General features: G+C 68.9%; 18 protein-coding genes, 1 tRNA gene and 1 rRNA gene. All 20 read left to right on the top strand.

Annotated features, from left to right (window positions below):
- Positions 1–8 precede the first annotated feature (8 nt).
- The 20 genes from rrf to J4E04_RS11750 all read left to right on the top strand — a co-directional run bounded on the left by rrf (position 9) and on the right by J4E04_RS11750 (position 18,497).
- A 5S ribosomal RNA gene (rrf, locus tag J4E04_RS11845) occupies positions 9–125 on the top strand.
- Positions 126–259: 134 nt separating this feature from the next.
- A complete protein-coding gene (locus tag J4E04_RS11840; protein WP_374197733.1) occupies positions 260–1,279 on the top strand; it encodes a hypothetical protein in 1,020 nt (339 codons plus the stop codon).
- Positions 1,276–2,280 (top strand): HAD-IIA family hydrolase, encoded by a 1,005-nt coding sequence (locus J4E04_RS11835; RefSeq protein WP_490148670.1) that lies wholly within the window; start codon positions 1,276–1,278, stop codon positions 2,278–2,280. The genes J4E04_RS11840 and J4E04_RS11835 overlap by 4 nt, the downstream gene beginning before the upstream one ends.
- A 59-nt stretch (positions 2,281–2,339) precedes the next feature.
- Positions 2,340–2,594, top strand: a complete 255-nt coding sequence (locus J4E04_RS11830) for a hypothetical protein (protein ID WP_222631329.1) — start codon at positions 2,340–2,342, stop codon at positions 2,592–2,594.
- A gap of 1 nt (position 2,595) precedes the next feature.
- On the top strand, positions 2,596–3,429 hold the full coding sequence (locus J4E04_RS11825) for a TlyA family RNA methyltransferase (RefSeq protein ID WP_222632476.1): 834 nt from the start codon (positions 2,596–2,598) through the stop codon (positions 3,427–3,429).
- Complete coding sequence (locus tag J4E04_RS11820) at positions 3,426–4,370, top strand: NAD kinase (RefSeq protein ID WP_027505467.1); 945 nt, start codon at positions 3,426–3,428, stop codon at positions 4,368–4,370. Before J4E04_RS11825 ends, J4E04_RS11820 begins: the two co-directional genes overlap by 4 nt.
- A 5-nt stretch (positions 4,371–4,375) precedes the next feature.
- Positions 4,376–6,145 (top strand): DNA repair protein RecN, encoded by a 1,770-nt coding sequence (recN, locus tag J4E04_RS11815; RefSeq protein WP_490148669.1) that lies wholly within the window; start codon positions 4,376–4,378, stop codon positions 6,143–6,145.
- Between the two features lie 94 nt (positions 6,146–6,239).
- Positions 6,240–7,424: a putative cytokinetic ring protein SteA gene (gene steA / locus J4E04_RS11810; RefSeq protein ID WP_027505465.1), complete on the top strand. Its 1,185-nt coding sequence runs from the start codon at positions 6,240–6,242 to the stop codon at positions 7,422–7,424.
- A complete protein-coding gene (locus J4E04_RS11805; RefSeq protein WP_027505464.1) occupies positions 7,421–8,368 on the top strand; it encodes a copper transporter in 948 nt (315 codons plus the stop codon). Before steA ends, J4E04_RS11805 begins: the two co-directional genes overlap by 4 nt.
- Before the next feature lie 150 nt (positions 8,369–8,518).
- Positions 8,519–10,255, top strand: coding sequence for a CTP synthase (gene pyrG / locus J4E04_RS11800; protein ID WP_222632474.1), 1,737 nt, complete (start codon positions 8,519–8,521; stop codon positions 10,253–10,255).
- A complete protein-coding gene (locus tag J4E04_RS11795; protein WP_490150540.1) occupies positions 10,252–10,890 on the top strand; it encodes an NUDIX domain-containing protein in 639 nt (212 codons plus the stop codon). The genes pyrG and J4E04_RS11795 overlap by 4 nt, the downstream gene beginning before the upstream one ends.
- Positions 10,880–11,806, top strand: a complete 927-nt coding sequence (gene xerD / locus J4E04_RS11790; RefSeq protein WP_222631321.1) for a site-specific tyrosine recombinase XerD — start codon at positions 10,880–10,882, stop codon at positions 11,804–11,806. Before J4E04_RS11795 ends, xerD begins: the two co-directional genes overlap by 11 nt.
- Positions 11,807–11,912: 106 nt before the next feature.
- The gene (locus tag J4E04_RS11785) at positions 11,913–12,812 is read left to right on the top strand and encodes a ParA family protein (protein ID WP_051613290.1); all 900 of its coding nucleotides are present in this window, start codon (positions 11,913–11,915) and stop codon (positions 12,810–12,812) included.
- A complete protein-coding gene (locus J4E04_RS11780; RefSeq protein WP_222632467.1) occupies positions 12,809–13,657 on the top strand; it encodes a segregation and condensation protein A in 849 nt (282 codons plus the stop codon). The genes J4E04_RS11785 and J4E04_RS11780 overlap by 4 nt, the downstream gene beginning before the upstream one ends.
- Positions 13,654–14,328 (top strand): SMC-Scp complex subunit ScpB, encoded by a 675-nt coding sequence (scpB, locus tag J4E04_RS11775; RefSeq protein WP_051613243.1) that lies wholly within the window; start codon positions 13,654–13,656, stop codon positions 14,326–14,328. The genes J4E04_RS11780 and scpB overlap by 4 nt, the downstream gene beginning before the upstream one ends.
- Before the next feature lie 9 nt (positions 14,329–14,337).
- Positions 14,338–15,375, top strand: a complete 1,038-nt coding sequence (locus tag J4E04_RS11770; protein WP_081821205.1) for a pseudouridine synthase — start codon at positions 14,338–14,340, stop codon at positions 15,373–15,375.
- Between the two features lie 29 nt (positions 15,376–15,404).
- Positions 15,405–16,097, top strand: coding sequence for a (d)CMP kinase (cmk, locus tag J4E04_RS11765; protein WP_490150539.1), 693 nt, complete (start codon positions 15,405–15,407; stop codon positions 16,095–16,097).
- The gene (gene der / locus J4E04_RS11760; RefSeq protein WP_056444408.1) at positions 16,094–17,539 is read left to right on the top strand and encodes a ribosome biogenesis GTPase Der; all 1,446 of its coding nucleotides are present in this window, start codon (positions 16,094–16,096) and stop codon (positions 17,537–17,539) included. The genes cmk and der overlap by 4 nt, the downstream gene beginning before the upstream one ends.
- Positions 17,540–17,645: 106 nt before the next feature.
- Positions 17,646–17,719 (top strand) — tRNA-Pro (locus J4E04_RS11755).
- A 175-nt stretch (positions 17,720–17,894) separates the two neighbouring features.
- Positions 17,895–18,497, top strand: a complete 603-nt coding sequence (locus J4E04_RS11750) for a TetR/AcrR family transcriptional regulator (RefSeq protein ID WP_490148668.1) — start codon at positions 17,895–17,897, stop codon at positions 18,495–18,497.
- The last annotated feature ends 8 nt before the right edge of the window (positions 18,498–18,505 follow it).

The raw sequence follows: 18,505 nt of genomic DNA, 5'->3' as shown, positions 1-18,505 counted from the left end.
CACAGAGTTTCGGTGGCCATAGCGGAGGGGAAACGCCCGGACCCATTCCGAACCCGGAAGCTAAGCCCTCCAGCGCCGATGGTACTGCACCCGACAGGGTGTGGGAGAGTAGGACACCGCCGAACAATCCGTTCCGAAAGGGGACCCATTCACATGGGTCCCCTTTCGTGTTTCTGCACTCCGATCGTGAGTGCGGCATGATGACACCACCGGTGACGAGCGGGAGAGCTCGGTCGCCGATCGATCGAAAGGAACCACCGTGCCGGAAGAGCCGTCATCGGAAGGTCGTACGTCCGATTCGGACCGCCGGCCGCCCGCGCGCGACAACCGGGCACCTCGCCGCGACAGCGCGGGGGACCGCGGGTCGTTCCGATCATCGGCCCCTCGCTCCGGTGACCGTTCCGGGAGCCAGGACGAACGTCGCCATACCGGCGACCGTGGGCGCTCCGGGGATCGATCGACGTCCGGCGACCGTCGGCAGGGTTCCGGCAGGGGCCAGGCACCCGACCGCACTCGAGGACAGGGTGCACCCCCCCGTCGTCGCGGCGGTGAAGGGAGCGCCGGTCCGCGCGCCGGCGGTGGGCGAGGACCTGATTCTCGCGCTCCTCGTCCGGTCGAGCCCGATCTGCCGGACGATGTCGACGCGAAAGATCTCGAACCCGGGGTCCGTCGAGACCTGTTGAGCCTCGACAAGAGCAACGCGGAAGCTGTTGCACGACACATGGTCATGGTCAGTCAGCTGATCGGAGACGATCCCGCCGCAGCACTGCTGCACGCGCGAGCGGCGCGGCAGCGTGCCGGCCGCATCGCCGTGGTCCGAGAGACGGCCGGCATCGCCGCGTATCACGCAGGAGAGTGGGCGGAGGCTCTGTCCGAGCTCCGCGCCGCCCGCCGTATGGCCGGTGGACCGGGCCTGCTGTCCGTCATGGCTGATTGTGAGCGGGGCCTCGGTCGGCCGGAGCGCGCCATCGAGCTCGGACGCAGCGACGAGGCTCGCCAGCTGACGGGTGACGACGCGTCCGAACTGCGCATCGTCGTCGCGGGTGCCCGCATGGACATGGGGCAGTACGACCAGGCGGTGGTGACGCTGCAGACTCCGGATCTCGAGGGAGATCGCACGGGGTCGGCTGCAGCGCGGTTGTACTACGCCTACGCCGACGCTCTGGTGGCCGCCGGTCGAGCGGACGACGGGGTGCAGTGGTTCCTCCGTGCCGCCGCCGCCGACGTCGAGGGTGAGACGGACGCCGAGGACCGAGTCGACGAACTGACCGGTCAGTGACCCGTCTGACCGACGCTCACGACGCTCTGCTGCTCGATCTCGACGGGACTCTGTACCGGGGTCCCGATCCGATCGACGGTGCCGTCGACACTCTCCGCGAGTGCTCCTCGCAGCTCTGCTACGTCACCAACAACGCCAGTCGATCTCCCGCTCAGGTGGCCGAGCACCTACGCGATCTCGGTTTCCGTGCGCCCGACGAGTCGGTGGTGACGAGTTCCCAGGCGGCGGGGCGGCTTCTCGCTCGTCTCCTGCCCGCAGGTGCGGCCGTGCTGGTCGTCGGAACCGAGGCCCTCGAGGCAGAGGTGTCCGCCGCCGGCCTGGTGCCGGTTCGTACAGCGGACCCCACTCCGGACGCGGTCGTCCAGGGACATTCCCCCGAGACGGGGTGGGCGAACATCGCCGAAGCGACCTACGCGGTCCGTGCCGGCGCACGCTGGGTGGCCACGAATGCCGACACCAGCCTGCCGACTCCTCGCGGTCTCGGGCCGGGAAACGGTGCCATGGTCGCAGCGGTCGCCGCAGCGACGGGGGCCTCCCCGATCGTGGCGGGCAAGCCCGAGGCACCTCTCATGAAGGACGCGCTCGAGCGCAGCGGGTCGACCACGCCGCTGGTGGTGGGTGACCGTCTGGACACGGACATCGCGGGTGCCAACGAGGTGGGTGTGCCGTCACTCCTCGTGCTCACCGGAGTGAGCACCGTGCACGACGTGCTCACTGCCGTGCCACACGAGCGCCCCACGTACCTCGCGTCGTCCCTGTCGGCTCTGCTCGAGGAGCCGGCCGCGTCTCTCGTTCCCTCAGAGCCTTCCGACACCTGGTCGGTGTCGCTGTCCGGTTCCGTGTTGCGAGTCGAGACCACGGGCGACGTCGACGCCGACGGCGACCTCTGGATCGAGGCACTGCGCGAGGTTCTCCCCGCGGTCTGGGCGCTCGGCGGCTTCGACACCGTCGAGGGCGCGTCCGGTGCGGCTGCGGATGTCGTCGCGCGGTGGACCGCCTGACACTGACGGTCACCACCGCCGACCGACGTCGTCGGGGGTATCGGCTAGCGTTGTCCGCGATGAGCACGCCCGTTCCCCGCCCCGGTCAGCACTTGCCGTCGCACTCCGATGTCGAGGGCACGTCCGTCGATCCCGACGCCGTCGTCTCGGCTGTCGACGCGCTGGTCGCCGAGGCGGACGTTGCGGCGTCGGCGCCGTTCGGCGAGGGTACGGACGACCCGCACGGCCTGGTCACGCTGACGCGGCAGGCCCGCATCCTCGACCGCGCGCACGAGGTACTCGTCGACGCGCTCGCGTCCGTGGACAAGAACTGACATGGCTCGTCGCGCTCGGGTGGACGCCGAACTCGTCCGCCGCGGTCTGGCCCGCTCTCGGGATCACGCCTCGGAACTCATCTCGGACGGTCGAGTGCTGATCGCCGGCACCGTGGCCACGAAGCCCGCCACCGCGGTCGAGCCCGGCACGGCGCTACGGGTCACCGAGGTCTCCGACGAGGTGTCGTGGGCCTCTCGAGGTGCACACAAGCTGCTGGGCGCGCTCGCCGCCTTCGAGCCACGCGGTGTCACGGTGGAGGGCGCGCGGTGTCTCGACGCGGGTGCGTCCACCGGTGGGTTCACCGACGTGCTGTTGTCCAAGGGTGCACGCGAGGTCGTAGCGGTCGACGTCGGCTACGGACAGTTGGTGTGGCGGCTACGGACCGACGAGCGGGTGCGAGTCCTCGACCGTACGAACGTCCGCGGCATCGATGCCGAGGCCATCGGCGGGCCGGTCGACCTCGTGGTCGCCGACCTGTCCTTCATCTCGTTGGCTCTCGTACTCCCGGCGTTCGCCGCGTGCGCCCGTCCGGGTGCCAGCATCCTCCCGATGGTCAAGCCCCAGTTCGAGGTCGGCAAGGATCGCGTCGGTGCAGGGGGAGTGGTCCGCGATCCCGCCCTGCGCGCGGACGCGGTGCTCGGAGTCGCGCGCGCCGCGGCCGACCTGGGTCTGGTCACGTCCGGTGTGGAGCCGAGCCCACTGCCCGGTCCGTCCGGCAACGTCGAGTACTTCCTGTGGCTCACCGTTCCGGGTCCGGACCACGATCCGAGCACCGCCCAGTCGACGTCCGTCGAGCAACTGGTGTCCGACGCCGTGGAGAAGGGGCCGCAGTGAGCGAGTCGACCGTGCCCGAGCGCACCATCCTGCTCGTCGCGCATCCGGGTCGCCCGGACATCGAGCAGACGGCTCTGCGCGCGGCGAAGGTGTTCCACGATCACGGGATCGCACTGCGCGTGCTCGTCGACGAGCACGACACGTCGCGGTTGGAGTCGACGTCGGGGATCGATGCGCTCTCCACACCGCAGTCCGACGTCTCCGTCGTGGAGTTCGGTCCGTCGGCGGCGGTGGGCTGCGAGCTCGTCCTTGTCCTCGGCGGCGATGGAACCTTCCTGCGCGCTGCGGAACTTGCGCGGGTGGCGTCCATCCCGGTGCTCGGCGTGAACCTGGGACGCATCGGATTCCTCGCCGAGGCGGAGGCCGACGATCTCGAGGAGACCCTGGCCATCGTGGTGCGCCGCGAGTACCGCATCGAACCGCGGATGACGCTGGACATCACCGTGCACGTCGACGGCGAGATCATCGAACGTGGGTGGGCGCTGAACGAGGCCAGTATCGAGAACGGATCGCGGCTCGGGGTGCTCGAGGTGGTGCTCGAGGTGGACGACCGTCCGGTGTCCTCGTTCGGATGCGACGGTGTTCTGCTGTCGACCCCCACCGGGTCCACCGCCTATGCGTTCTCGGCCGGTGGTCCGGTCGTGTGGCCGGAGCTCGAGGCGATCCTCGTCATCCCCAGTAACGCCCACGCGCTGTTCGCGCGGCCGCTGGTGACAAGTCCCGAGTCACACATCGCCATCGAGACCTTCGACGGCGGACACGACGCGGTGGTGTTCTGCGACGGCAGGCGCACCCTGCGCCTGCCCGCCGGTGCTCGCGTCGAGGTGGTGCGAGGATGTGAGCCGATCAAGTGGATCCGGCTCGACTCCGCGCCGTTCGCCGATCGACTCGTACACAAGTTCGCCTTGCCGGTCACCGGCTGGCGGGGGAGGGTGACGTAACCGACGTGTTGTCCGAAATTCGTATCGACGGCCTGGGAGTCATCGCCGAGGCGACGGCGTCGTTCTCGGAGGGTCTGACGGTGCTCACCGGTGAGACCGGTGCCGGCAAGACGATGGTCGTCACCAGCCTGCATCTGCTCTCCGGCGCGCGCGCCGACGCCGGGCGTGTCCGTGTCGGCGCCGACCGCGCGGTGGTCGAGGGTCGTTTCACCACCGACCACGTCACCGACCAGGTCCGCGGCGACGTGGAGCAGTTGCTCGAGTCCACCGGCGGTCGGCGCGACGAGGACGACAGCATCATCGCCCTCCGGACGGTCGGCAGCGACGGCCGATCACGTGCTCATCTCGGCGGCCGCAGTGTGCCCGCAGGCGTCCTGTCGGAGTTCACCGGATCGTTGCTCACGGTGCACGGACAGAACGATCAACTGCGTCTGCAACGCAGTGATCAGCAGTTGGCCGCTCTGGACCGCTTCGCTGCGGACGCCATCGGGCCGCTGCTCGAGACGTACCGCACTCGCCGCTCGCAGTGGGTCGCTGCGGTGACCGAACTGCGGGAGCGGACGGAGAAGGCTCGCGAACTCGCGCGCGAGGCGGACCAGCTCACCTTCGCCCTGAACGAGATCGACGCGGTCGCACCGGCACCGCACGAGGACACCGACATCGCGGCGACCGTCCGGCGGCTCAGCGATCTCGACTCGCTCCGCGATGCGGCGTCCGCCGCGCACACGGCGCTCACCGGTGGCGACGACCCCGGCGACGTGTCCGTCATGGCGCTGTTGGGCGAGGCCCGCGATCGACTCGCCTCGACCGACGACGAGATTCTCTCGGCCGTCGGCCCACGACTCGCCGAGGCTATCGCGGTGGTGACCGACGTCGGAGCCGAGCTCACCTCGTACCTCGAGGATCTGCCCGCCGATCCGGAGTCACTGGACACGCTGCTCTCGCGTCAAGCGGAGCTCAAGAGTCTGACTCGCAAGTACGCCGCCGACCTGGACGGAGTGCTCGCGTGGGCGGAGGACGCACGAACCCGCCTGACGGGACTGGACGTCTCCGCCGACGCCGTGGCAGCGCTGACCGAGCGCGTCTCCACCACCGGTGCAGCGACCGCCGAGGTCGCACGCAAGCTGTCGGCCGCGCGGGTGAAGGCTGCGGCGAAACTGTCCAAGGCGGTCAGCGCCGAACTCGCCGGCCTGGCGATGGGCAAGGCCAAGCTGGACGTCGAGGTGCGCCCCCGCGCTGCGGGTGCGGACGATCGGTCGGCGCTGTCCGTCGACGGAACCGCGCTGCACGCCGGGTCGACCGGCACCGACGAGATCGAGTTCCGTCTGTCCGCGCACAGCGGTGCGCAGTCGCTGCCGCTCAACAAGAGCGCGTCCGGCGGTGAGCTCTCCCGCGTGATGTTGGCGCTCGAGGTGGTCCTCGCGCGATCGGATGCCGGAGCGACCATGGTCTTCGACGAGGTCGATGCCGGCGTGGGTGGTCGCGCCGCCGTGGAGATCGGCAAGCGGCTGGCACGCCTGGCCAGGACGCACCAGGTCATCGTCGTGACGCACCTCCCGCAGGTCGCGGCGTTCGCCGACACGCACCTGGTGGTGAACAAGACCGACGGAAAACGTGGCGGCCCCAACAGTGGTGTGCGCACTTTGACGGATTCCGAGCGTGTCGTGGAACTCGCGCGCATGCTCGCCGGGCTCGACGACACCGAGACCGGCCGGGCACATGCCGAGGAACTGTTGCGCACCGCGACGGCGGAACGGGAGTCCGCGACCGCCTGAGAGCGATGTGCTGGTGTGACTCATGTGAATGATGTGGTAGTTGTTACGGCGCGCCTCCGCCGATGCTGCCGTGTTGTTGTCCATCATCGTGTGCATGAAGATGCCGGCTCTGCTCTCGCGTAGTCATGACTCACTTCCCGGAGTCACGGGAATCGCTCGGGTCGATCGCTCCACGGCCAAGCTCCTGCGCCGTGTCGGTCCCGGAGACATCGTCGTTCTCGACGAACTCGACCTCGACCGGATCACCGCCGACCTGCTGGTACAGGCCGGCGTGACGGCCGTGGTCAACGCCTCCGCCTCGATCTCGGGGCGCTACCCCAATCTCGGTCCGGAGGTGCTCGTCGCCAACGGCATCGAGCTCATCGACGAGGTGGGCTCCGACGTCTTCAAGAAGGTCAAGGACGGTTCGAAGATCCGCCTGCACGACGGCAACGTGTACGCCGGGGAGCGACGTCTCGCCACCGGCACCGAGCAGTCCGAGGCCGACATCTCCGACCGCATGATCGAGGCCAAGTCTGGTCTGATCGATCACCTGGAAGCGTTCTCGGGCAACACGATCGAGTTCATCCGCACCGAGTCGCCGCTGCTGATCGACGGCGTCGGAGTGCCCGAGGTGGACGTCGACATGAACGGTCGTCACGTCGTGGTCGTCGCCGAGGGCACCGACCACGTGGCCGATCTCAAGTCGCTCAAGCCGTTCATCAAGGAGTACTCGCCGATCCTCATCGGTGTCGGCGCCGGCGCCGACACGCTGTCGGAGGCGGGATACCGCCCCGACCTGATCGTCGGCGACCCGGACGACGTGAGCAGCCGCACGCTGAAGTCCGGCGCCGAGGTGGTGCTCCCCGCCGATTCCGACGGCCACGCCAAAGGCCTCGAGCGCATCCAGGACCTGGGCATCGGAGCCATGACGTTCCCGGCCACGGGCACCCCGGCGGACCTCGCGCTCCTGCTCGCCGACCACCACGGCGCCTCACTCATCGTCACGGTCGGATGTGCCGCGTCGCTCGACGAGTTCTTCGACGCCAGCAAGCGCGCGGACACACCGTCGACGTTCATGACCCGACTCAAGGTCGGTCCGAAACTGGTGGACGCCAAGGCCATGGCGACGTTGTACCGCAGCCGGGTCTCCGGTGGCGCGGTGGCGCTGCTCGTCCTCGCAGCCCTCATCGCCGTCATCGCGGCGCTCGTCGTGACCAACGGCAGCGGTGCGACTCTGGACTGGGCGATCGAGACCTGGAACAGCTTCGCCCTGTGGGTGCAGGGGCTGCTTCAGTGATTTCGCTTCGTCAGCACACCATCTCGTTGATCGCGGTGTTCCTGGCGCTCGCGGTCGGAGTCGTCCTCGGCTCCGGCCTGCTGTCCGGTCGAGTGCTGTCCGGACTGCGCGACGACCGGGACGATCTGCAGACCGAGGTGAACGACCTGCAGTCGGCGAACAACGCACTCGGTGAGCAACTCAACGCCGCCGACGGTTTCGACGCGGCCGTCGCGACCCGGGTGGTCGCGGGAGCGCTGGCCGACCGCACCGTCGTGCTGGTCACCACGCCCGACGCAGACCCCGCCGACGTGGAGGGTGTGCAGCGCACCATCGCCGACGCGGGCGGGTCGGTGACCGGACGAGTGGGGCTCACCGAGGCGTTCGTGTCCGCCGCCAGCGGCGACGATCTCCGCACGCGCCTCACCAACGTGGTTCCCGCAGGCGCGCAACTGCGTACGGGATCGGTGGATCAGGGCAGCCTCGCGGGCGATCTGCTCGGTACGGTGCTGTTGCTGAACGCACAGACCGCCCAACCGCAGAGCACGCCGGAGGAACTGGGCCTGGCCCTCGACACCCTGCGCGGCGGCGGCTTCATCACGTACGACGACGGTGCCGTGGCACCGGCACAGCTCGCGGTGGTGGTCTCCGGACAGGCCGCCGACTCGGGTGAGGACGGCAACCGCGGCGCGATCGTGGCTCGCTTCGCCGGCGCTCTGGACGGACGCGGAGCCGGAACCGTGCTCGCGGGCCGTGCCGGTTCGGCCGAGGGCAGCGGTCCCATCGCGGTGGTGCGGTCGGATTCCGCCCTCGCAGCCGGGACCAGCACCGTCGACGACGTCGATCGCACGTCGGGGCGCATCACCGTCGCCTTGGCACTCGGTGAGCAGCTCGCCGGTGGTACGGGTCGGTACGGAACGGGTCCTGCCGCGACGGCCGTGACGGTCGGGGCGACCCCGAGCTAGGTACTCCAGCCGTCGTCGCCCGCGTGGTGTCGACCGAACTCGCGTGAAGGTGTTACCGTGAAGTCCCGTGGGTCGGCCAGGTTCCGAACCACTCGATGTTGAGCGATTCGCTCGCTGTCACCATCGGGTCGCACCGTCACGGGAGTCTCTTTGCAGTCACGCATTCACACGCGGGCCGACATCAAGCACATCTTCGTCAGCGGCGGCGTCGCGTCGTCGCTCGGCAAGGGGCTCACGGCCTCGAGCCTCGGTCAGCTTCTCACCTCACGTGGCCTTCGCGTCACGATGCAGAAGCTCGATCCCTACCTCAACGTCGATCCCGGAACGATGAACCCGTTCCAGCACGGCGAGGTCTTCGTCACCGAGGACGGCGCGGAGACCGACCTCGACGTCGGCCACTACGAGCGGTTCCTCGATCGGGATCTCTCCGGATACGCCAACGTGACCACCGGCCAGGTGTACTCCACGGTGATCGCCAAGGAGCGTCGCGGCGAGTACCTCGGCGACACCGTCCAGGTCATCCCGCACATCACCGACGAGATCAAGGCCCGCATCCTCGCGATGCGCGGACCGGATCTGCAGGGCCAGGAGCCCGACGTCGTCATCACCGAGATCGGTGGCACCGTCGGCGACATCGAGTCGCAGCCCTTCCTCGAAGCGGCGCGTCAGGTCCGCCACGACGTCGGCCGGGAGAACGTCTTCTTCCTCCACGTCTCGCTCGTTCCGTTCCTCGCGCCCTCGGGTGAGCTCAAGACCAAGCCGACGCAGCACTCGGTGGCGGCGTTGCGCAGCATCGGTATTCAGCCCGACGCGCTGATCCTGCGATCAGACCGCGACGTGCCGCAGGCCCTCAAGGCGAAGATCGCGCTCATGTGCGACGTGGACGTCGACGGGTGCATCTCCACACCCGACGCGCCCTCCATCTACGACATCCCGCGCGTGCTGCACGGCGAGGGTCTCGACGCGTACGTCGTGCGGCAGCTCGGACTGCCGTTCCGGGACGTCGACTGGACCGTGTGGGGAACCCTCCTCGAGCGAGTGCACCAGCCTCGTGAGACGGTGCGCGTCGCCCTGGTCGGCAAGTACGTCGATCTGCCCGACGCCTACCTGTCGGTGACCGAGGCGCTGCGGGCCGGCGGTTTCGCCAACCGCGCGAAGGTCGAACTCGTGTGGGTGCAGTCCGACGACTGCGACACCGCGGCCGGCGCCAAGCTGGCGCTCGCCGACATCGACGCCGTGGTGATTCCCGGCGGCTTCGGCATCCGCGGTATCGAGGGCAAGCTCGGCGCGATCACCCACGCCCGGACGCACAAGATCCCGACGCTCGGGCTCTGCCTGGGTCTGCAGTGCATGGTCATCGAGGCGGCGCGGTCCGTCGGTCTCACCGATGCGAACTCGGCCGAGTTCGAGCCCGAGACGACACAGCCGGTCATCTCGACGATGGCGGACCAGGAGCAGGCGGTCGCCGGCGAGGCGGACCTGGGCGGCACGATGCGCCTCGGGGCCTACCCCGCCACGCTCACCAAGGGGTCGGTGGTGTCGCAGGCCTACGGCAGCGAGTCCGTCTCCGAGCGTCACCGCCATCGCTACGAGGTCAACAACAGCTACCGCGACCGCATCGCGGAGAGTGGACTGCAGTTCAGCGGCACGTCCCCGGACGGCCACCTGGTCGAGTTCGTCGAACTGCCGCGGAGCGCGCATCCGTTCTTCGTCGGCACGCAGGCGCATCCCGAACTCAAGAGCCGGCCGACGCGGCCGCACCCGCTCTTCGCGTCGCTGATCTCCGCTGCGCTCTCGTACAAGTCCGAGGAGCGGCTGCCCGTCGACGTCCACGGCGACGAGTCCGACACGGCGCAGCCGGCCGAACCCGCCGCGACGAAGGCCTGACCATGGCCGATCGTCACGAGTTCGAGATCCTCGAGTCGTCCGTCGAGTACCAGGGTGCGATTCTCGCGCTCCGGCTCGATCAGGTGACGATGCCCGGCGGTCGTCGGGCCGAACGTGAGGTCGTCGAACATCACGGTGCGGTCGCCGTGGTCGCGCTGGACGACGACGAGCGCATCGTGCTGATCAGCCAGTACCGGCACCCTCTGGGGCGTCGCCTGCTCGAGCTTCCCGCGGGTCTGTTGGACGAGCCGGGGGAGGACCCCGTCGAGGCCGCGAAGCGTGAGCTGACCGAGGAGACGGGGCTCGCCGCGGCGTCCCTGTCGTTGCTGGTCGACGTGGCGGCGTCACCCGGGTTCACGGACGAGACCGTGCGGATCTACCTGGCCGACGCGGTGACCGAGGTCGATCGACCGGAGGCACACGACGAGGAAGCCGACATCGAGCTCGTCCGCGTCCCGGTGGACGAGGCGGTGTCGCGGGTGTTCAGCGGCGAGATCGTGAACGCGTCGGCGGTGGCGGGAATCCTGGCGCTGGCGGCGGTGCGGTCACGCTCGGTTCCGTTGCGGCCGAGCGATGCACCCTGGCGTGATCGACCCACCGCGTTCGAGAAGCGCAAGGGCGCGCATGGCAGCTGACTCGCCGGGCGAGGTGATCGCGACCTATCTCGATCACCTCGCCGTCGAGCGCGGGTCAGCTCGCAACACCATCACCTCGTACCGCCGCGACCTCTCGCGCTACGCCAGCCATCTGGGTGAACTCGACCGGAACAGTCTCCGCGACGTCACCGAGGTGGACGTCGCGGAGTTCGTGACGGCCCTCCGGTCCGGCAACGAGCTGTTCCCGCCGCTCGCGGCGAGCAGCGCCGCGCGCACGGTCATCGCGGTTCGCGGAGTCCACCGCTTCGCGCTGGCCGAGGGCATCGTCGACGTCGACGTCGCTGCCGGGGTCAAACCGCCGGCGCCGGGCCGCCGGCTCCCGAAGTCGCTCTCCGTCGAGCAGGTGTTCGCGCTCCTCGATGCCGTCGCCGGGGAGGCCGCGGACACCCCGCGCGGTCTTCGCGACCGGGCGCTGCTCGAGCTCCTCTACTCCACCGGTGCGCGCATCTCCGAGGCCGTGGGACTCGACGTCGACGACATCGACTCCGACTCGCGGTCCGTGGTCCTGCACGGCAAGGGCGGCAAGGAGCGCATCGTGCCCATCGGCCGTCCCGCACTCGACGCCGTCGACGCGTACCTCGTCCGTGGTCGACCCGCACTGGTGTCGCAGGGCACGCCCGCCCTGCTGCTGAACGTGCGAGGCGGCCGGTTGTCACGCCAGAGCGCCTGGCAGGTCCTCCAGACCGCGGCGGAGCGCGCCGGGATCGGAGCCAGCGTGTCCCCGCACACGTTGCGGCACTCCTTCGCGACCCACCTGCTCGACGGCGGCGCGGACGTACGTGTGGTGCAGGAACTTCTGGGTCACGCCTCGGTGACCACCACGCAGATCTACACACTGGTCACCGTCACGACGTTGCGCGAAGTGTGGGCCGAGGCGCATCCGCGCGCACGGTAGCGTGTCCGCACGAAGCTGCACCCGACACGCGGTAGCGTTCAGGGGAACTGCAGCACGAGGTGAGGATGGAGGTCCGGTGGTGTCAGCGGCGCACGACGACGGAGCACTGTTCCGCACTCGTCAGCCCGAACCGGAACATCCCACGCTGGCCCACCCGTCGGGCATGGGGCCGACGGGCCGCCCGTATCGCGACATCCCGGATCCGCAGCCGCTGTCCTCGCACGGACCGGCGACGGTCATCGCGATGTGCAACCAGAAGGGCGGCGTCGGCAAGACCACGTCGACCATCAATCTGGGTGCGTCGCTGGCCGAGTACGGACGCCGAGTCCTGCTGGTCGACCTCGATCCGCAGGGCGCGCTCTCCGCGGGTCTCGGTGTGCCACACCACGAGTTGGACCTCACGGTGCACAACCTGCTGGTGGAGCCGCGGGTAGCGATCGACGACGTCCTCATGCGTACGCGGGTGGACGGGATGGACCTGCTCCCCAGCAACATCGATCTCTCCGCGGCCGAGATCCAACTGGTCACCGAGGTCGGCCGCGAGCAGACGCTGGGACGCGTGCTGCACCCGATTCTCGATCGCTACGACTACGTCCTCATCGACTGCCAGCCGTCGCTCGGCCTGTTGACCGTCAATGCCCTCGCGTGCGCCGATTCCGTGCTCATCCCGATGGAGTGCGAGTACTTCAGTCTGCGCGGACTCGCGTTGCTCAACGACACCGTCGACAAGGTGCGCGATCGTCTCAATCCGCGGCTGAAGCTCGAGGGCATCGTGGTCACGATGTTCGACGCCCGCACGCTGCACTCGCGAGAGGTCATGAATCGCGTGGTCGAGGTGTTCGGCGACGTCGTCTTCGACACCGTCATCACGCGCACCGTGCGTTTCCCGGAGACGAGCGTCGCCGGCGAGCCGATCACCACGTGGGCGCCGAAGTCCGCGGGTGCCGACGCGTACCGGTCGTTGGCCCGCGAGGTCATCCACCGGGACACCGCACCCCAGTCTTGACCGACGGGACGGTCGTGACGGACACGACGGTCGGGGACGCGCCGACGCCCACCGGATTCCAGGTGCGGCTCACCAACTTCGAAGGCCCGTTCGACCTGTTGCTGACCCTGATCGGGCAGCACCGACTCGACGTCACCGAGGTCGCACTGCACACCGTCACCGACGACTTCATCGCGTACACCCGCGCGATGGGCGCGGAGATGGGTCTCGACCAGACCACCGAGTTCCTGGTGGTCGCGGCGACCCTGCTGGACCTCAAGGCCGCCCGCCTCCTGCCGTCGGGCGAGGTGGACGACGCCGAGGACCTGGCACTGCTCGAGGTGCGGGACCTGCTGTTCGCCCGGCTGCTGCAGTACCGGGCCTACAAACAGGTGGCGCAGTTGTTCGGCGAACTGGAGAACGCCGCGCTGCGGCGCTATCCGCGATCGGTCTCGCTCGAGGACTCGTTCGCGTCGCTGCTGCCGGAGGTGTTGCTCGGTGTGGATCCGCGCCGCTTCGCCGAGATCGCCGCGGCGGCGTTCACCCCGCGCGAGGTGCCGACGGTCGGTCTCGGCCATCTCCACGCGTCGGCGGTGTCGGTCCCGGAACACGCGCGGGCGATCCTGGCGATGCTGCGCGACCGCGGAGTGGGTGAGTGGGCGACGTTCGCCGACCTGGTCCGCGACTGCGAGGTCACCGTCGAGGTGGTCGCACGGTTCCTCGCGCTGCTCGAGCTGTATCGCGAGAAGGTCGTCGCGTTCGACCAACCCGAGGCGCTGGGCGATCTCGCGGTCACCTGGACCGGCGACGACGACGCTGCCGACATCGACCGGATGGACGTCTCGAGGATGGAGGACTACGGATGACAGCGAGCGAGGACGCTCCCGACGCCCTGTCGGACGCCGAGGTGCGCGCGGCGCTCGAGTCGGTGCTGCTCGTCGTCGACACCCCGGCATCCGTCCCGCAGCTCGCCTCCGCCCTGGACTGTGACGAAACGCGCATCCGGCAGGCGCTGACCGCCATGGCCGCCGACCTCACCGCCCGCGGCAGTGGCATCGACCTGCGGTTCGCCGGCGACGGGTGGCGTTTCTACACCCGCACCGAGTACGCGCCCTATGTCGAACGGCTCCTCCTCGACGGTGCGCGGTCCAAGCTCACCCGAGCGGCACTGGAAACCCTCGCTGTGATCGCCTATCGTCAACCGGTTACTCGCGCACGAGTCAGTGCTGTGCGCGGAGTGAACGTGGACGGCGTGATGCGCACTCTCCTCGCGAGAGGTCTCATCGCCGAGGCGGGTCCCGACCCGGACTCTGCGGCGACGCAGTACGTCACCACGGAAATGTTCCTCGAACGGTTGGGGTTGGCGTCACTGTCCGACCTCCCCGAACTTGCTCCGCTGCTTCCTGGCGTGGACATGATCGACGACATCAGCGACAGCATGGACTCCGATCCGCGGGTCCTGCGTGCCGAGCGTCGACGAGAGAACACCGAGTCGAACTCGACCACCGAGTTCGGCACCGACACCACAGACGAATAGGTAAGAAAAGTGAACGACTCCGCTCGCCGTGATGGCACACCGGACCGGGACGGCGCATCCGACGCCTCCACTCCCGAACGACAGAAGAAGCGCCCCAACAAGAAGGTCGCCGCTGCTGCGTACAGCAAGCGCACCGAGAGCCGTAAGCCCGGCGGCAAGTCCGGGTACCCCCGGGTGGCTCCCAAGAACAGCGGCTCCAAGCCCGGCAAGTCGCCGAAGCCGGAGCGCAAGACGACGGCTGCTCCGACCATCAGCAACGCCAAGCCCGCCCGCCACCAGCACACCGACGGCCCGCGGCCGCACGTGGCTCCGGAGGACGGTGTGCGCTTGCAGAAGGTGCTCGCCCAGGCAGGTGTCGCCTCGCGTCGCGCCGCCGAGCAGCTCATCGACGAGGGACGCGTCGAGGTCGACGGCCGCATCGTCACCGAGCAAGGTGTCCGCGTCGACCCCGAGGTCGCGGTCGTGCGGGTGGACGGCACCCGTGTCGTCATCAAGGCCGATCTGGTCCACATCGCGCTGAACAAGCCGCGCGGATGGCAGTCCACGATGTCGGACGACCTCGGTCGGCCCTGCATCGGCGACATCGTCTCGGAGCGGGTCCAGGCAGGACAGCGGCTCTTCCACGTCGGCCGACTCGATGCCGACACCGAAGGCCTGATCCTGCTCACCAACGACGGCGATCTGGCCCACCGGCTGATGCACCCCTCCTTCGAGGTGTCCAAGACGTACCTCGCCACGGTGCAGGGTGTCCTGGACCGCGACGCGGGCAAGAAGCTGCGTTCCGGAGTCGAACTCGACGACGGACCGGCGAAGGTGGACTCCTACGCGGTGCTCGACGTGAACGAGGGCAAGACGCTCGTGAAGGTCGTGCTGCACGAGGGTCGCAAGCACATCGTGCGCCGACTGTTCGACTCGGTCGGGTTCCCGGTGAAACGCCTGGTGCGCACCGACATCGGGGCCGTCGCCCTCGGCGACCAGCGCCCCGGCACGCTGCGGGTGCTCGGTCGCGGCGAGGTCGGCAGTCTGTACGGGGCGGTCGGCCTGTGACCGCGTCGGAGGATCGACTGATCGTCGCGATGGACGGCCCGTCCGGTACCGGCAAGTCGTCCGTCTCCCGCCTGTTGGCGACCCGGCTCGGTGCGTCCTACCTCGACACCGGTGCGATGTACCGCGCGGCGACGGCCTGGGTGCTGACGAACGACGTCGATCCCGTAGACGCCGACGCCGTCGCTGCGCTCACCGAGTCCATCGACCTCTCCATCGGCACCGATCCCACGGGGGAGCGGGTCGAGGTGTCGGGCGAGGACGTCACCGGTCCGATCCGCGGGTCCGCCGTGACGGCGGCCGTCTCCGCGGTGTCCGCCGTGCCCGCTGTGCGCGAGAAACTCGTTGCGCTGCAACGAGAGATCGCGGACACTGCCGGTCGCATCGTCGTGGAGGGTCGCGACATCGGCACCGTCGTCCTCACCGACGCTCACATCAAGATTTATCTGACCGCGTCCGCGGAGACGCGCGCCACGCGTCGTAACGACCAGAACATCGCCGAGGGCCGCGGGGACGACTACGACGCCGTGCTCGCCGACGTCCAGCGTCGGGACCACGCGGACTCCACACGTGCCACGTCCCCGCTGCGACCCGCGGACGATGCGGTCACCGTGGACACCAGCGACCTCGACAAGGACGCGGTGATCGACGAACTGATGCGTCTGGTCACCGAGCGTCTGGACATCGGGCGTCCGACTCATGCCCCGGAAGGAGCACGCTCATGAGCGACAACACATTCGACACGCTCGACGCGACCGAGGTCTACGCCTCGGACGGCATCTGGTCCGAGGAGTCGGACTGGGAGGACATCGACTTCGAGGGTGACGGCGAGGCCGAGGCCGAGGTCGCCGTTCCCACCCTCGCCGTCGTCGGTCGGCCCAACGTGGGCAAGTCCACGCTCGTCAACCGCATCATCGGCCGCCGCGAGGCCGTGGTGGAGGACGTTCCCGGCGTCACCCGCGACCGTGTCTCGTACGAGGCCAACTGGTCCGGACGTCGATTCATGGTGCAGGACACCGGCGGTTGGGAGCCCGACGCCAAGGGGATGCAGCAGTCGATCGCCCGGCAGGCCGAGATGGCGATGCAGACGGCGGACGCCATCCTGCTCGTCGTCGACGCCGTCGTCGGTGCGACGGCGACGGACGAGGCCGTGGCACGAGTCCTGCGTCGGTCGAAGACGCCGGTCATCCTGGTGGCCAACAAGGTCGACGACGAGCGCACGGAATCCGAAGCGGCACTGCTGTGGTCGCTGGGTCTCGGTGAGCCCCGTCCGGTCAGTGCGACGCACGGCCGCGGTACGGGCGATCTGCTCGACGACGTCCTGGCAGTCCTGCCCGAGACGCCCCGCGAGGGAACCGGTGTCGCCGGCCCTCGTCGTGTCGCCCTGGTCGGCAAGCCGAACGTGGGCAAGTCCAGCCTGCTGAACAAGCTCACCGGCGACGAGCGATCGGTCGTGCACGACGTCGCCGGCACCACCGTCGACCCGGTGGACTCACTGGTGGAACTGGGCGGCAAGGTGTGGCGTTTCGTCGACACCGCGGGGTTGCGCAAGCGCGTCAGCCACGCCAGCGGCGCCGAGTTCTACGCCTCGCTCCGCACCAAGGGCGCCATCGACGCGGCCGAGGTCGCGATCCTGCTGCTCGACGCGTCCGAGGTCATCTCCGAGCAGGACCTGCGGGTGCTCTCGATGGTCGCCGACGCGGGCCGCGCGCTGGTCATCGCGTTCAACAAGTGGGACCTCGTCGACGACGACCGTCGTGGCCAGCTCGAGAAGGAGATCGACCGGGACCTGATGCGCGTGCCGTGGGCGCAGCGCGTCAACGTCTCGGCCAAGACCGGTCGTGCGGTGCAGAAGCTCGTGCCCGCTCTGGAGACGTCGCTCGCGTCGTGGGACAAGCGCATCTCGACCGGTCAGCTGAACTCCTGGCTCAAGGAGGTCGTGGCCGCGACGCCGCCGCCGATGCGTGGTGGTCGACTGCCGCGCGTCATGTTCGCCACGCAGGCGAGCACGCGGCCGCCGACGTTCGTGCTGTTCACCACCGGTTTCCTCGAGGCCGGGTACCGCCGGTTCCTCGAGCGCCGACTGCGTGAGGAGTTCAACTTCGACGGCAGTCCGGTGCGGATCTCGGTGCGTATCCGGGAGAAGCGGGACCGCAAGAAGAAGTAGGCGACTGCCCCGGTGGTGCTGCTGAGGCGATTGGCGTCCAGCGTCGCCACTGGGGTAGTGTTTGCTCGTTCCCTTCGGGGCACACACGATCCCTTTCGAGGGATCGCGGGCTGTGGCGCAGCTTGGTAGCGCACCTGACTGGGGGTCAGGTGGTCGCAGGTTCAAATCCTGTCAGCCCGACACAGAAATGGCTCCGGACGGTTGTCCGGGGCCATTTTCCATGTTCGCGTCCAGTGCGGTGCGCGCGGAGGCCGCGCCCGTGGTCGTCGACTTCCTCGGCAGCTGAGAGAGCCTGCCGTGGGAGAATGACGGGAGTACATCACCCGTCAGGAGTGCGCGAAGGAGGGCAGCGGCGGTGTCTTCCTCCCCGGCGATGAGCCGTCGAGAACGGAACAAGCAGGACAAGCTCGACCGCATCACCACGGCGGCACGCGACCTCTTCGCCGAGTACGGCGTGAGTGAGGTGACCACACAACAGGTCGCCGACCGCGCCGACGTGGGAACCGGAACGGTCTTCCTGTACGCGAAGAACAAGGGTGAACTGCTTCTTCTGGTGCAGAACTCGGACTATGCGAGCGCGCTCGAGCGGGGCATCGCCGCGGCCGCCCACGTCGTGGACCCGGTCGAGGCCGTCATGGCCGTCCTCATGCCGGTCGTCGAGTGCAACCGCAAGCAGATCGAGAACGGCCGGACCTATCAGCGAGAGGTCGTGTTCGGTGACGACACGGAACCTCATCGTCGTGAAGCGTTGTCACTCGCCGCGCGGACCGAGGCGGTCGTCGCGGAGATCCTCGGCCGCGACGACGACACGACGCACCACCCGGACCGGCAGGTGCAGGCCCACATCGTCTCCGCCATCCTGTTTCTCAGCATGGCTCTGACGGCGAACGCGACCAAGAGTGTCGCGGACGTGGCGGCAGAGATCGAGATGCAGATCGGTGTCCTGCTCGGCCGTTGACGCCACTC

Source organism: Rhodococcus sp. NFXS4 (assembly GCF_058139645.1).
Note: the sequence above shows the minus strand (reverse complement) of the source record. Positions and strands in the feature narration are given on the sequence as shown.

Excerpts from the sequence above, each read along its gene's own strand:
- J4E04_RS11830 (WP_222631329.1), top strand. The coding sequence starts at position 2,340 with ATGAGCACGCCCGTTCCCCGCCCCGGTCAGCACTTGCCGTCGCACTCC.
- J4E04_RS11825 (WP_222632476.1), top strand. The coding sequence starts at position 2,596 with ATGGCTCGTCGCGCTCGGGTGGACGCCGAACTCGTCCGCCGCGGTCTG.
- steA (WP_027505465.1), top strand. The coding sequence starts at position 6,240 with ATGAAGATGCCGGCTCTGCTCTCGCGTAGTCATGACTCACTTCCCGGA.
- xerD (WP_222631321.1), top strand. The coding sequence starts at position 10,880 with ATGGCAGCTGACTCGCCGGGCGAGGTGATCGCGACCTATCTCGATCAC.
- scpB (WP_051613243.1), top strand. The coding sequence starts at position 13,654 with ATGACAGCGAGCGAGGACGCTCCCGACGCCCTGTCGGACGCCGAGGTG.
- cmk (WP_490150539.1), top strand. The coding sequence starts at position 15,405 with ATGGACGGCCCGTCCGGTACCGGCAAGTCGTCCGTCTCCCGCCTGTTG.
- der (WP_056444408.1), top strand. The coding sequence starts at position 16,094 with ATGAGCGACAACACATTCGACACGCTCGACGCGACCGAGGTCTACGCC.